This window comes from Robiginitalea insularis (assembly GCF_052497835.1).
Genome location: NZ_CP199296.1, coordinates 3076363 through 3089220 on the forward strand (window position 1 = coordinate 3076363; position 12858 = coordinate 3089220).

Here is a 12858-nt window from a genome sequence, read left to right on the forward strand (position 1 = left end):
CTCTAAAGTAAGTTTTTCCGCATGACTTTTCAAGAAGGGCCTTTATTTGGGAAGCGGAACATAACTTACCTCGCCTTCCATCATTGGAAAGGTTTTGTCCTTCCAGCTTTTTTTTGCCGCTTCAATCTGCTGCTGCTCTGAATGCACAAAATTCCAGTAAATATTTCGGGGTTCGGGAAAGGGATCCCCTCCAAATACAAGCACATGGCTTCCGTTCTCGAGGCTGATATTACAGTTGTCTGCAGCCTTGGCATAGAGAATGTTCCCTTTTTCAATTTCCTGATCACAGGCGTGCAGTTTTCCGTCTACAACTATTATTCCGATTTCACCGAATAAATGTTGGTGTAATGCCAGTTTTGTCAGTCCTTCAGTTTTTATTTCCACCATAAAGAGCTCGGAATGCACCGGTAAGGGTGATTGCCGTCCGAATCCCTTCCCGGCAATCAGCTTGAAACGGGCCTTCCCCTCCTCCCATTTGGGCACTTCTTCCGCTGATAAGTGATGAAATTCGGGAGGCATATTCTCCAGTTCGCGGGGTAAGGCAACCCATATCTGATAGCCATGCAGGGTATAGATTTTACCGTTTCGAAGGTTTTCCGGACTGCGTTCAGTATGGGTAACCCCTTTTCCGGCGCTCATCCAGTTCACAGCCCCGGGCCTGATCCGTTGTTCGGTGCCCAAACCATCTTTATGGATAATTTCCCCTTCCAGTAGATAGGTAAGGGTAGACAAACCAATGTGCGGATGCTGGCCAACATCCAGGTATTTTTCAGGCCCCAGTTGGGCAGGGCCCATGTGGTCCACAAAAATAAAGGGGCCAATCATCCTCTTGCGACGAAAAGGCAGCAGCCGCCCTACTAAAAAATCTCCGATATCCCGGCTCCGTTCGGGAATAATCATCCCACTATTGGACATATCTCAAATGCTTATATTCGTTTGACTAAAGATAAGTATCCGCATGCAACCAAAAAAAAGAATAATAGCAGGAATCAGCCTGGCGCTGTTAGTGTCCATCGGGACCATTGGCTATCTGCAATACCCTAAACTCGCCATAATCAGTGGCTACGCAGCTAAAAACATGGCCTCGAATGCCTTTTTGGCCGGGAGAAACCCGGATAGCATTCGCGCAAATGACTTGCAGGTTCCACTTATTTCCCTGGCTTCAGTATCTATTGAGAAGGATTCAGCAGCAACGGCCAGTGTTTTTGGTTTACAAACTAAAAAGGCCATTTACCGGGAGGGTTTGGGAGCTGCTCTAATAAGGGAAGGAAAAACAGCCTCCCGAAATTTCCTGAAACCTGATCGCAAACAGGAGGCCAGGCCACTCCCCTATCCGGAAGGTAATGGAGAGGCTCTGGATACTGTATTCCCTGAGGTTGATTACCAAAAACTTACAATCGCCATAAACCAGGCTTTCAGCGATCCGGAAAAGCAGCGGACCCGAAGCCTACTCCTGTTATATAAGGGTTACCTACTGGCAGAACAATATGAAGGAGACATTGATGCAACTACCCCGGTCCTGGGGTGGTCTATGACTAAAAGCGTCCTTGCTACCCTCTATGGGATCCTGCAATATGAAAACAAACTCAATCTTTCCTCCGCAGCAGATCTTGAAGCCTGGCAGCAGGATGATCGCAGGAATATCACTTATAATATGTTGCTGCGGATGCAAAGTTCCCTGGCCTGGGATGAAGACTATTCTGAGATTTCTGATGTTACCCGTATGCTTTTTTTAAGTGATGATATGGCCGCGGTACAGGCAGAAAAAAAACTGGCAGGCACCCCCGGAAGTATCTGGAATTACTCCTCAGGGACTACCAACCTTTTGTCCGGTCTCCTTAAAAAGCAGTTTGACGCACAGCAGGAATATCTGAACTTTCCGTATGCGTCCCTGATCGACCGTATCGGGATGTACAGCATGCTGCTCGAAGCGGATCTTTCAGGAACCTTTGTGGGCTCTTCCTATGGATGGGCCTCAACCCGCGACTGGGGAAAGTTTGGCCTGTTATACCTGAGAAAAGGGGATTGGTTTGGTGACCAGCTTTTTGACCCTGCCTGGACAGACTATGTAAGCCAGCCAACCCAGGGTTCCAACGGGAGATACGGGGCACATTTCTGGCTGAACCGCAATGGGGCATACCCCAGTGCCCCGGCTGATCTGTATTCTGCCAATGGTTATCAGGGGCAACATGTATTTATAATACCTTCAAAAGACCTGGTGGTGGTTCGCACCGGGCTGGCTGAAGAACCTGATTTTGATGCAGACGCCTTCTTCGCTGCACTGATGCTGGCTTTTCAATAGAAATAAACGGTCAGAATTTGGAAAAATAACCCGGTTTGCGCCGCTTACCACATCTCAGGGCAGTTTCACAACAAAAAGTGGTGCAGTTTGAAAAATGGAACTAGGTTTACCATGTAAAACAAAATAAACGGAGTTAATTTTTTTTCATTTTCATATAGTGTTCTCGTAAAAGAGTCCTGGTTCCAAATCAGGGCTCTTTTTAGTTTATGGCCCTCCGTTGTCCTGCCGTCAATTAAGGAATCCAGTTATTTTTGCCAAAATTTGGTTTACGCTTTTCAAGAAAGGCATTCCGTCCTTCTTTGGCTTCATCTGTCATATAAGCCAGTCGTGTGGCCTCCCCGGCGAACACTTGCTGTCCCACCATCCCGTCATCGGTCAGGTTCATTGCAAATTTCAGCATTTTGATAGAAGTAGGAGATTTGGCCAGAATTTCCTGTGCCCATTCATAGGCCGTTGCCTCCAGCTGATCGTGTGGGATAACCGCGTTGACCATCCCCATCTGAAAGGCCTCCTCTGCATTGTAGTTTCGCCCCAGGAAAAATATTTCACGGGCCTTTTTCTGACCTATCATTTTTGCAAGGTAGGCAGAGCCATAGCCTCCATCAAAACTGGTAACATCTGCATCGGTTTGTTTGAAGATGGCGTGTTCTTTGGAGGCCAGGGTCAGATCACAGACCACATGCAGGCTGTGCCCCCCACCTACTGCCCAACCAGGTACCACGGCGATTACTACTTTGGGCATAAAGCGTATCAGGCGCTGAACCTCCAGGATATTGAGGCGGTGGTACCCGTCTTCCCCCACATACCCTTTATGCCCCCTTGCTTTCTGATCTCCCCCGCTGCAAAAGGCGTAACCCCCATCTTTGGGCGAAGGCCCTTCCCCGGATAAGAGCACCACCCCAATGGAGGTGTCTTCCTGGGCATCGTAAAAGGCCTCGTATAGTTCTTTGGTCGTTTTGGGCCTGAAAGCATTGCGAACTTCCGGGCGGTTAAAGGCTATCCGGGCCACTCCATTGGATTTCTTATAGGTGATATCCTCAAAATTGCCAACGGTTTTCCAGTCTGGTATTTCTTGTTTCATCATGCTACTATCTTATTGACTATAAATATACGGGCTATAGCGGATTCTCTCTTTCAACAGGCCCTTTTTGTTTTTTCTCACTGATCCATTTGGAAAGATACCGGCTGCTGTCAAAGGCTTTTTTTCCAAGCAGGCTGGCCAGCAGGCCACTTTCCGTCCCGGGATATGAGGGCCGGGGTTTATGTAGTTTTTCAATAAACTGGGAGCCAAAGACTTGTGGATCTTGAAAATGGTCTTTTGCAGCATTGCCGGCCAAATGAAGTGCCTGCCCCCAAAGCTGCTGATCCCGATATAGCTTTTCAGCCGTTACTACAAACGTTTCCGGAGTATCCGCACTCAGTATTCGCGAAGTTGCCGCATCATATATTCCCTCTCCCCCAATCGCAGTGGTAAGGGAAGGTAGCCCCATTGTTATGCCCTGCAGTATTTTTCCCTTTACGCCTGCCCCAAAGCGCAAAGGTACCAGTTGCAACCTTGCTCCCTGCATTACAGGTGCCAGGTTTTCCACCCAGCCTATTACTTGCAGACGCTTCTTTTTAACGGCAGCTCGTTTGAGTCTATCCGGGAGATATGCTCCGTAAATAAACAATTCCGCTTGCGGTACTTTGCTGCTTAACTCCGGCCAGATTGTTTCCAACAGTAACTCTATAGCATCCAGATTCGGGCGGTGCTTTCCGTTACCCACAAAAATAAAGTCTTTACGGGCTTCAAAACCTGGCTGTCTTTGCTGTGGCATGTTGAACTGAAAAGGCAAATAGAGCAATCGCTCCGAAAGTACCGGGAAGGTATGCTGTAACTGCTGTAATTCATAGCTCGAGATGATCAGGCTGTAATCACACCTGAAGATACTGGCCATTTCCCTGTAAAAAACAGGGTCAGCCCTCCAGAGGGTTTGGTTCCACTGCTGTTTATTCAAAAAAGCCTGTTCCCGGCTGCTGCGGAGGGAATGCAAGTCTTCAGTATCCAAAATACGAAGGCATTCCGGCAGTATAGCCAGTACCCGCCATCCGAATTGTTCCTCGGTCATAAACCGGTCAAATACAGCAATATCGAAGGCCTCTTCTTTTAAGAACTGATCAAAGGAAGGGTCATTTAGCGCAATCTCCCGGGTGCTGACTCCCATTGCCTCCAAATCGCAGCTATATGGGCCCCGGGTGGAAGCAGAGCAAAAAGTTATTTTGTATCCCCTGGCTTTGAACCAGCCCAGCAGCTGCATAATGCGCTCACCGGCAGCCGTGGCCTTGGGCTCAGGCCAGGTTTTTCCAATAAGCAGTAATTTGGATCTTTCGAGCATTCGGGGCCGGGAAAAAAATTACATTCGGGCTGCGAATAATTGTGAAATGCGCAGGCGCAATCTTCGCTCATAGTCCTCCTGCAACCACTCCTTGTAATTTTTGGTGTTGTTCATGATACAGTAGGAATACTGTTTGATACGATACTCTATTTCTTCCTTGAGTTTTTTAGCCAGTATACGCGCCTCAAAAACATCCTCGCTGTTTTCCATGCAGATGCGGGCATGTTGTTCTATACTGCGCTCGAGGACCAGCTTGGATTTCTTCCCTGCTGCAAACACTTTCTTATACTCGGCCTTAATATCAAAGTCTATCTGTTCTGAATTCTTAAATTCTTCCCTGAGAGAATCGGGCATTTCGTAAACAAACTCCCTTTCAATTTCCTCGTCATTTCGGATGTTTTCAAGGAAGAAATCCGGAAAGTGGAAAATTTCCTGCCAGTCTACCGGGGCATCCCAGGGCCCGAAGCGCGCAATATTGTTCCCCAGGTCAATCACATTAAACTCCTCCTTGTTCTCCGTAATCCGGGAGCCTCTTCCAATCATCTGAAAATAGAGGGTAAGGGAACGGGTCGCCCGGTTCAGGATAATGGTTTCCACCGAAGGTTCGTCAAAACCAGTAGTAAGGATACTTACAGAGGTCAGGATGGCATCAGGGGTATTAGAAAACCATTCCAGGATTTCCCTGCGCTCTGAAGCCGTATTTTTATTATCCAGGTGCCTGATGGGATAGCCGGCCCGCTTAAAGGTCTCATAAACATATTTGGAAGTACTGATCCCGTTATTGAAAATAAGGGTTTTGGTGCCTTTGGCGAGTTCCTCGTAGGCCCCGATCAGTTTGCCCAGCATGTTCTGGTTGCTGTACAGGCTATCGGAAGATTTTACGGTATAGTCCCCGCTGATTCCCAACTTCAGCGATTTCAGGCTTACATCGTAATTGTACATATTGGCCCGGGCCAGGAATTTTTTCTTAATAAGTGATTCTATCGACTCTCCGATGATCAGTTTTTTATAGTGATCCTTCATCGGAAGTTTGATATTCGAACTCAAAGGGGTGGCCGTTACCCCCAGGATCACGGAATCCTCAAAATATTTGAAGAGTTTCCGAAAGGAATTATAGTGGGCCTCATCGATAATTACCAGGCCCACCCCTTTCAGTTCTATTGCTTTTTCCTGCAATCGGTTGTTCAGGGTTTCCACCATGGCCACAAAACACTGGTGGTCATCTTCTTCGTCCAAATGTTTTACCTCGCTATTGATGATCTTGTTCCGGACCCCGAAACCACTCAGCATCCTGGAGGTTTGACTGCTCAGTTCGATCCGATGCGTCAGGACCACCACCTTTTTTTGTTGTTTGGCAATGTATCTTCGGGTTATTTCCGAAAAAACAACTGTTTTCCCTCCCCCGGTAGGAAGTTGATAGAGCAGGTTTATATTATCAGGGGATTCCTCGAGACAGGAAAAGATCTTGTTGAGGTCTTCCAGCTGGTAATCGTACAGTGTTTTTTCGCTGTATGTGGTATTCGTACCCAAAAAATTGGTATTTAAGGCGTTCGCAGCCGGCCATTCCGTTATAACCGGCCTAATTTTGCAAAACTAGCCGTTTTTTGCGCTTTGAAGAAATTTCGGACCCCGGAATTCAGAAAGGATTAATAGCCTAGCTTCCTCGACACCTGATTTACAGGAACTTCCCCCTTTAAAATTGTTCTGTAATTCTCGATAATCTGAGGGGTAACCGAGGCCGGATCGGATATACTGGCGATATGCGGGGTAATATGAATACCCGGATGATTCCAGAAGGGATGCGATTGCGGTAAGGGTTCCTCATGGAAGACATCAAGGCTGGCCCCCGACAAATGTCCCGTATCAAGGGCGGCTATCAGTTCCTCATCCCTGACCAGAGGGCCACGGGCAACGTTGATCAGGTACGCTCCCCCGGGAAGCTGGTCAAAACAAGCTTTGCCAAGGATGCCGCGGGTTTGCTCGGTTAAAGGCAGCAGGCAAACCAGGATATCGGTCTGATTCAGGAATGGCCGCAGTTTAGCTTCCCCTGTAAATAAAGGGATTTCCTCCTCAGGATGGGAACTGCGGGTCCAGCCACTAACCGCAAAACCGGACTTTTTCAATAAGTTGGCTGTTTCCTTCCCAAGCGTTCCCAGCCCCATAATGCCTACGCTTACCTCTTTAATCCTCTTATAGGGCTTCGGTTTCCATCGATTGTGAAGCTGATCGGATTTATAGACAAGCAACTCCTTCAGACTGGCCATAACCTGTGCTAGTACGAATTCAGCCATATCTGCAGCCAGGTAAGGATCCACCACCCGGATAATGGGGATGTCAGCCGGAATGCCGGGGTCTTCAAAGATAAAATCCACGCCTGCACCCAGGCTATGGATAGCCTGTAGTCCTGAAAAGGCCCTCAGGGAATTTTCGGGATGTTTCCACACAGCGACCATTTTTATTGCTTCCGGGGAATAGGACTCGTCAGAGGTATAGATTGGGATATCAGGCGCCGCAGCTGACAGCTCCGCTTTCCATTGCTTTGACTTGGAATCGTTTCGCAGAATAAGTATAGCCATATGTTACTGGTGTTAAAGTTGTTCTTCCAGGGCAATAAATTCATATGTGTTGGGCCAGCTACCGGCTTCAACGGCCCGGATATAGTTGATAAAGCGCTCTTGAAACTCAGGGTAGACCCCCTCTTGAACCATAAAAGTCAACCATTCCCGGCATGATTTGTACATGCTTGTATAGAAAGCTGCCGGACAGTTCCTCGTTTTTTCGTATTTCAGGGCCGTTTCCAGGTTGTACCCCATAAGGTCCGCCAGTAAAAAAGGCTCCATCCCCAGGTTGGCGTAGTGTCGTATCAGTTTTTGGGCCACGGACCGTCTTGCCTTGGCCTTCTTTCTCCTCTTTGGAAAATACTCCTCCCCTATGCGGCACTTGGCTTCCTGTATTAATTTATCTTCTTTGGGGTTGAATACAAAATCGTAATAGGTTTTTACCACAGCAAAACGTTCATACAGGTCCAGGATCTGTTCGGAAAGTTCGGCTGGGCCAAGTTCAGCCAGATATTTTTTAAGAGCTCTTTTACTCATTCTTCATTAAAATAGGGAGTTGATACCCTTTTATTTCTGCCGATAATACCAATTAAATTCTTAAAGTTTTCAAAATTACTCATAATTAATGTATAAGATTTCCTGATTGTTTTTGGAAAAATGATAATAAAAGCGTATAATGAGAGGATGTTAACCTATAATCCAAAATACGTACATGAGGCAACTTAAAATTGTCAAGCAGGTGACCAACCGGGAGTCCAAATCCCTAGACAAATACCTGCAGGATATAAGTAAAATAGATCTGATAACAGCCAATGAAGAAGTAGAACTTGCACAGAGAATCAAAGCCGGAGACCAGGCCGCTCTCGAAAAATTAACGAAAGCGAACCTGCGTTTTGTGGTTTCTGTTGCAAAACAATATCAAAACCAGGGATTAAAACTGCCCGACCTCATTAATGAAGGAAACGTTGGCCTGGTTAAGGCAGCAAAGCGCTTTGATGAGACCAGGGGTTTTAAGTTTATTTCCTATGCCGTATGGTGGATCAGGCAGTCCATCTTGCAGGCCCTGGCCGAACAATCAAGGGTTGTAAGGCTTCCCCTGAACAAAATCGGGTCCATCAATAAAATCAAAAAGACCTTTTCCTATCTGGAACAGGCACACGAAAGACCTCCTTCCGCTGAAGAAATTGCCAAGGAATTGGATATGACTGTAAGCGAAGTAAAACAATCCATCAAAAATTCAGGACGCCACGTATCCATGGATGCGCCTCTGAAAGAGGGCGAGGATTCAAATCTTTATGATGTTCTCAGGTCCGGGGAATCTCCGAAACCGGATAAATCCCTGATGCGGCAGTCCCTGAACACTGAAATCAACAGAGCTCTGGAAACACTTTCACCCAGGGAGGCCGATGTTGTTAAACTGTATTATGGGATCGGGGATCAGCAATCGATGACCCTGGCGGAAATCGGACAAACCTTTGATCTGACCCGGGAACGGGTACGGCAGATTCGGGAAAAGGCCATACGCAAGTTACGGCACCACTCCCGTTCGAAGCTTCTCAAAGCGTATTTAGGATAAATAAAAAAGCGGCCCCACATGGGGCCGCTTCTGTTATCAGTATATTAATATCAGCTTAAGAGCAATTTAAACGGCTGATATTATAATCCATCAATATTTCATTTAAGTTCTGGATAAAATCCAGATAGGCTGCATTGTCCTGATTTTGATTTGCCATATTGTTAAGATTTGGGGTTATCCGCTTCCTCAGACTACAGATAGTCCAACTCCGCGAGTTCATTTATACTTAGGATTTCGTTTAATTCCCGAAGAAATGTCAGATATTCCTCGCCGTAGGTGTCGTATAACATGTTAAGATCGGTTTATCGGTTAAATGGCTTAAGATTGTGGATGAATCTTTAACGCAACTAAACCTAGTACTATTATATTTTTTGCCCAATATTTTGTGGTGTAGCCCTTTTTTTTTGTTGACAATCCCGTCCTGGCGGTGGTATCGCAGGCCTAAAAGCCGAGCAAAAAGTTGAATCCCGCACGGAAAACCCAGAAAAAAGATCCGGAATCAAAAATATATTCCTGCCTGCTCAGGCCCAGTTCTGCCCTGTAAGCTTGTTTTGAGGACTTGCCATGGAACTGGTATTCAAATAAAAGCTGTTGAGACTCCACATATAACACGGTTTCGGCCAACAAAGTTCCCCCTGAACGCAATTGACGCAGTTCAGGGCTAAAACCATAACTGCCGCGAATACTCAGGAAATGCATTGAATCCTTCAGGTACTTTCGGGCGAGAAAACTCCCGCTAAATCCCGGGTCCCTGGCATCCGTAAGGGTTACAAAAGGCCTCAGGCTCAGGTAGTAATTGCCCCTGTAGATTCCGAACGAGCCGGTAATCAGCCTGGCCTGGGTTTCACGGAAATCCAGGTAACGAACTCCCAGAGAGACTTCAAGTGCATTGGGCAGATTGGCATACAATTCCATTCCTGCCCGGTGATTCGGGTAAATTCCGGCCTCTGAAAATCCGTAATTCAAATAGGCATAAAATGTCTTTGAGAATTTGGGATATAAATCAACTTCGTATTGCAGGCCATTTTCCCCGAAGCGGTTACTGTAATTGATCCGCGGGATAATCTTACCATAGGCTGTAATGCCCTGGTATTCCAACCCGCCATACAGCATGGGGTCGTAAAATTCATCAAATACCTCCGCTGCACTCATAACAGTTATCCAGTTTTGATACCCCTCGTTTTTAGTTTGAAGGCTATCCTGAACTACAGGGGATTCTGAATACTCAGACGAGTCGGACAATAGGTCCTCCCGTATATTTTCCACCTCCTTACTGGATCCCAGATACAGCAGGGCCTTATTGGCGAGACCCAGTGCAATGGAGGTATTTCCGGCATATAACTCATTTTTAACAGCTGCCACCCATATATCTTCCTGCATTCGTACCCTGGAAGTGAGGCGGTTGAAGTGCCGGCGAGCCAAGTCGAACTGCCCTTCCCAACTATAGGTCTTGGCCAGCAGGTTTTCGATATCTGCGTAGTCCGGATAATCTGAAAGGACGCGGTTTAAAGTATCCCGGGCTTTTGAATAATGCCCCTCAAAGGCCAGCCCCTGAGCATATTTCAGGGCCCGGTCAGGATCGTAATCACCCTGCTGTGCGCTGGCCTGGAGGTTTACCAATACCGCCAAAGCGATAAGTATAGTTTTTATTCCTTTCATCGTTCCGTGGTTTTGGCAATGAGTCCCTGGGTTTCCCTTTTAGGTCCGGCAGAGACCTCGCTGGCCTGTTGTTTTGCCAATTGCTCCATAGCCAACTGCATCTTGGCTTTCAGTCTTGAATTCCCGGGCATGTGTTTTTCTATTAAAGGCTTCAGGTACAGGGCCCGGCGGTTTTGGTCAGACCAGAAATAAACATCCAGCAGTGCCGAGTAACAATCGTCGTAGACCGGATATTTCTGAACAACCTGTTCCAGGATGGCAATAGCCTCTTCATACTGTCCGTTCCAGGCATTGATCCGACCCATCAGAATTTCCGTATCCACATGCCCGGGTACTTCGGTTAGTATGTAATTGCACATGAGCAAAGCTTTTTCCCGGTCCCCGTCCAGAGCCAATTCACGAGCTATGGTATATGCATCGTCAAAATCCCGGCTGTTAAAAACACTTTGAATCCATACCATTTGCTTTTTATCCGGTTTTCGGAAGATCTTCTCAAAGGGCACAGCTGTGGCGGGAATAATCTTATCGGAAGCCGTAACATAGCTGCCAATAGCCCTGAAGTCTTTCAATATTTCCTTTATGGAATCTTTTAAGCCCCCAGAAGCAATGCGCTTGAGCTTTAGTGCCTCCTCCACTTGATAGATCCTGTTCCCGTTTAGGAAAATCTCATCATTGATCATATCCCTTAAACTCCCGTTAAATCGGTAAAGCGGAATCATTTTTGGGCCTGTAGAGACATCCAATTCAAAACCCTGCCCCAGCCAGGAGGCTTTTTCGGGTAATTCCAACCCGTATTGTTCTCCGAGATTCCCTAAAAGCCCCGGTGCAATGTCCATATGCGAGCTGATATTGCTAATGACTTCTGGTTTTTTAAGAAGCGGCCCAAAAAAGAAGAATGGCACCCTGTATTCCTCAAGGGTATTTGATGCAGGGAATTCATTGGAATGGTGAGACCCGGTTACTATAAACAAAGTGTTCCGGTACTCCGGAAGCCCTGAAAAGGCCGAAATGAATTCCTTCAGGCTTCTGTCTGCATATCGCATGGCTGCAATGAGTTCCTGGTTCCTTCTGATAAAACGCCTCTGTTTGGAATCAAAATTGTTTTCTTCGAGCATCTGCCGTACTTCCTCCAGCAGCGTCTCCTGTTCAGGGAAGCGGTACGGGTAAGAAGAACTCAGGTTGTGGAAATAATCAAATCGGGGCTCTCCGGTGGTAATGCGATTATCGAGATAGCGCTTGTAGAGCTCTGCATCCGGATAGCCCAGGGAACCTCCTGCTGCATCCTCAGGCAGCTTGTCAAAGTCATTTCCGAAAGACTTGCGATCGATGATTTCATCTACCCGTTCCTCAAACAAAAATCTTCCCCAGCCTTTTAACGATAAATTCCCACCAAACTGAAAGGCAGTGCGGTATCCGTTCTTTTTGAGTAAAGAGAACAGGCTGAGACGGTTCGGACTGTTTCTGAGCTTTGTAAAATCTTCCTCCCCCATGGGCAGAGAAGAACTGATTACCGGGAGAGAATTGGCCGATTCCTTTATATTACTGAGGTGGTTTTCCAAATAGAGAGACTGCTTGCTAAGGGAATCCAGAAAAGGCGTAAAAATCCTTAAAGCTCCCTTTTCCCCCACAAAGTCATTGCTGAGGCCTTCAATAGACAGCAAAACAATATTGGGCGGGGTTTCAGGCCAGTCAAGCCTGTTCAGAAGGCTGGCTGAGGGCTTCCACGGCTTCCAGAGCGGATAGGGGTCTTCTCCCCTGTAAACCGTTGAACCGGTCAGCTCATTAATATAATCGGTAATGAGGTATTGGGTTTTGTTCAGGTTTACTTCCTTCTTATCAGAGAAGAGTGTGGCAAGGAAAAGCGTAAAAAGTATGATTGTAAAGGGATACATTTTCCCGATAACAGTGTACAAACTATCAGTAGCCCGATACAATGTCCTGAAAGCTGTTCCCAGGATCAGTAACCCGATACAGGCCTGAATCAAAAGGGAGCCCGTGTTTTCGAAGTACAGGTAGCGCTCCAAAAATCCTTTCCCAAGGATTTCGTAGTGTTCCGTATAGTATTCCGTGAGCAATACTTCCAAAAGCAGAACGCCAATAAAAACCACCACGGAAAATTTAAAGCCCCAACCGGGTTTTTTTGACTCCAGCCCGTTGAATATAAAAACAAGAAATAAAGACAGAATTGCTGTAAAACCGCAGTGATGCAGCCATAAAAGCAAGAGGTTCTTATTCAATAGCGTGTCCAGCACCCCGTCGGCATATAGCCTGAATTGCTGATAGAAGGCAATCAGTACCAGCGAGCCAAAGAATGCAAATACCAGACGGGTGTAGTCCCGTAGGGTATATTTCGATTCGCGGGTGGTATTTAATTTGATTACCTTCATT

The 12858-nt window shown here is 46.7% G+C and carries 10 protein-coding genes; 2 read left to right on the forward strand and 8 right to left on the reverse strand.

What is annotated here, in order from left to right:
* Positions 1–42 precede the first annotated feature (42 nt).
* Positions 43–915: a pirin family protein gene (locus ACT6NV_RS13880; RefSeq protein WP_445385039.1), complete on the reverse strand. Its 873-nt coding sequence runs from the start codon at positions 913–915 to the stop codon at positions 43–45.
* Between the two features lie 43 nt (positions 916–958).
* Between ACT6NV_RS13880 and ACT6NV_RS13885 the strand changes: the two genes are divergently transcribed.
* Positions 959–2302, forward strand: a complete 1344-nt coding sequence (locus ACT6NV_RS13885; protein WP_445385040.1) for a serine hydrolase domain-containing protein — start codon at positions 959–961, stop codon at positions 2300–2302.
* A gap of 232 nt (positions 2303–2534) precedes the next feature.
* Here ACT6NV_RS13885 and ACT6NV_RS13890 read toward each other — a convergent pair whose 3' ends face one another.
* The 5 genes from ACT6NV_RS13890 to ACT6NV_RS13910 form a co-directional block, all read right to left on the reverse strand.
* A complete protein-coding gene (locus tag ACT6NV_RS13890; RefSeq protein ID WP_445386704.1) occupies positions 2535–3383 on the reverse strand; it encodes a 1,4-dihydroxy-2-naphthoyl-CoA synthase in 849 nt (282 codons plus the stop codon).
* A gap of 34 nt (positions 3384–3417) precedes the next feature.
* Positions 3418–4677: a glycosyltransferase gene (locus tag ACT6NV_RS13895; RefSeq protein ID WP_445385041.1), complete on the reverse strand. Its 1260-nt coding sequence runs from the start codon at positions 4675–4677 to the stop codon at positions 3418–3420.
* 18 nt (positions 4678–4695) lie between these two features.
* Positions 4696–6207, reverse strand: coding sequence for a DEAD/DEAH box helicase (locus ACT6NV_RS13900; protein WP_445385042.1), 1512 nt, complete (start codon positions 6205–6207; stop codon positions 4696–4698).
* A 116-nt stretch (positions 6208–6323) separates the two neighbouring features.
* Positions 6324–7253, reverse strand: coding sequence for a 2-hydroxyacid dehydrogenase (locus ACT6NV_RS13905; RefSeq protein ID WP_445385043.1), 930 nt, complete (start codon positions 7251–7253; stop codon positions 6324–6326).
* 12 nt (positions 7254–7265) lie between these two features.
* A complete protein-coding gene (locus ACT6NV_RS13910; RefSeq protein WP_445385044.1) occupies positions 7266–7772 on the reverse strand; it encodes a DUF6155 family protein in 507 nt (168 codons plus the stop codon).
* 175 nt (positions 7773–7947) lie between these two features.
* On the opposite strand from ACT6NV_RS13910, the gene ACT6NV_RS13915 reads away from it, so the two are divergent.
* Positions 7948–8811, forward strand: coding sequence for a sigma-70 family RNA polymerase sigma factor (locus ACT6NV_RS13915; protein ID WP_445382201.1), 864 nt, complete (start codon positions 7948–7950; stop codon positions 8809–8811).
* Between the two features lie 441 nt (positions 8812–9252).
* Here the strand turns inward: ACT6NV_RS13915 and ACT6NV_RS13920 are convergent, their stop codons facing one another.
* Both ACT6NV_RS13920 and ACT6NV_RS13925 read right to left on the reverse strand, forming a co-directional pair.
* Entirely contained in the window at positions 9253–10470 is a 1218-nt protein-coding gene (locus ACT6NV_RS13920) for a YaiO family outer membrane beta-barrel protein (protein WP_445385045.1), read from the reverse strand.
* Complete coding sequence (locus ACT6NV_RS13925) at positions 10467–12857, reverse strand: sulfatase-like hydrolase/transferase (RefSeq protein ID WP_445385046.1); 2391 nt, start codon at positions 12855–12857, stop codon at positions 10467–10469. Before ACT6NV_RS13925 ends, ACT6NV_RS13920 begins: the two co-directional genes overlap by 4 nt.
* Position 12858: the final 1 nt, after the last annotated feature.

What these genes read in the sequence shown, in the direction of transcription:
- ACT6NV_RS13880 (WP_445385039.1), bottom strand. Translation starts at nt 915, where the DNA reads ATGTCCAATAGTGGGATGATTATTCCCGAACGGAGCCGGGATATCGGA.
- ACT6NV_RS13885 (WP_445385040.1), top strand. Translation starts at nt 959, where the DNA reads ATGCAACCAAAAAAAAGAATAATAGCAGGAATCAGCCTGGCGCTGTTA.
- ACT6NV_RS13890 (WP_445386704.1), bottom strand. Translation starts at nt 3,383, where the DNA reads ATGAAACAAGAAATACCAGACTGGAAAACCGTTGGCAATTTTGAGGAT.
- ACT6NV_RS13895 (WP_445385041.1), bottom strand. Translation starts at nt 4,677, where the DNA reads ATGCTCGAAAGATCCAAATTACTGCTTATTGGAAAAACCTGGCCTGAG.
- ACT6NV_RS13905 (WP_445385043.1), bottom strand. Translation starts at nt 7,253, where the DNA reads ATGGCTATACTTATTCTGCGAAACGATTCCAAGTCAAAGCAATGGAAA.
- ACT6NV_RS13910 (WP_445385044.1), bottom strand. Translation starts at nt 7,772, where the DNA reads ATGAGTAAAAGAGCTCTTAAAAAATATCTGGCTGAACTTGGCCCAGCC.
- ACT6NV_RS13915 (WP_445382201.1), top strand. Translation starts at nt 7,948, where the DNA reads ATGAGGCAACTTAAAATTGTCAAGCAGGTGACCAACCGGGAGTCCAAA.
- ACT6NV_RS13920 (WP_445385045.1), bottom strand. Translation starts at nt 10,470, where the DNA reads ATGAAAGGAATAAAAACTATACTTATCGCTTTGGCGGTATTGGTAAAC.
- ACT6NV_RS13925 (WP_445385046.1), bottom strand. Translation starts at nt 12,857, where the DNA reads ATGAAGGTAATCAAATTAAATACCACCCGCGAATCGAAATATACCCTA.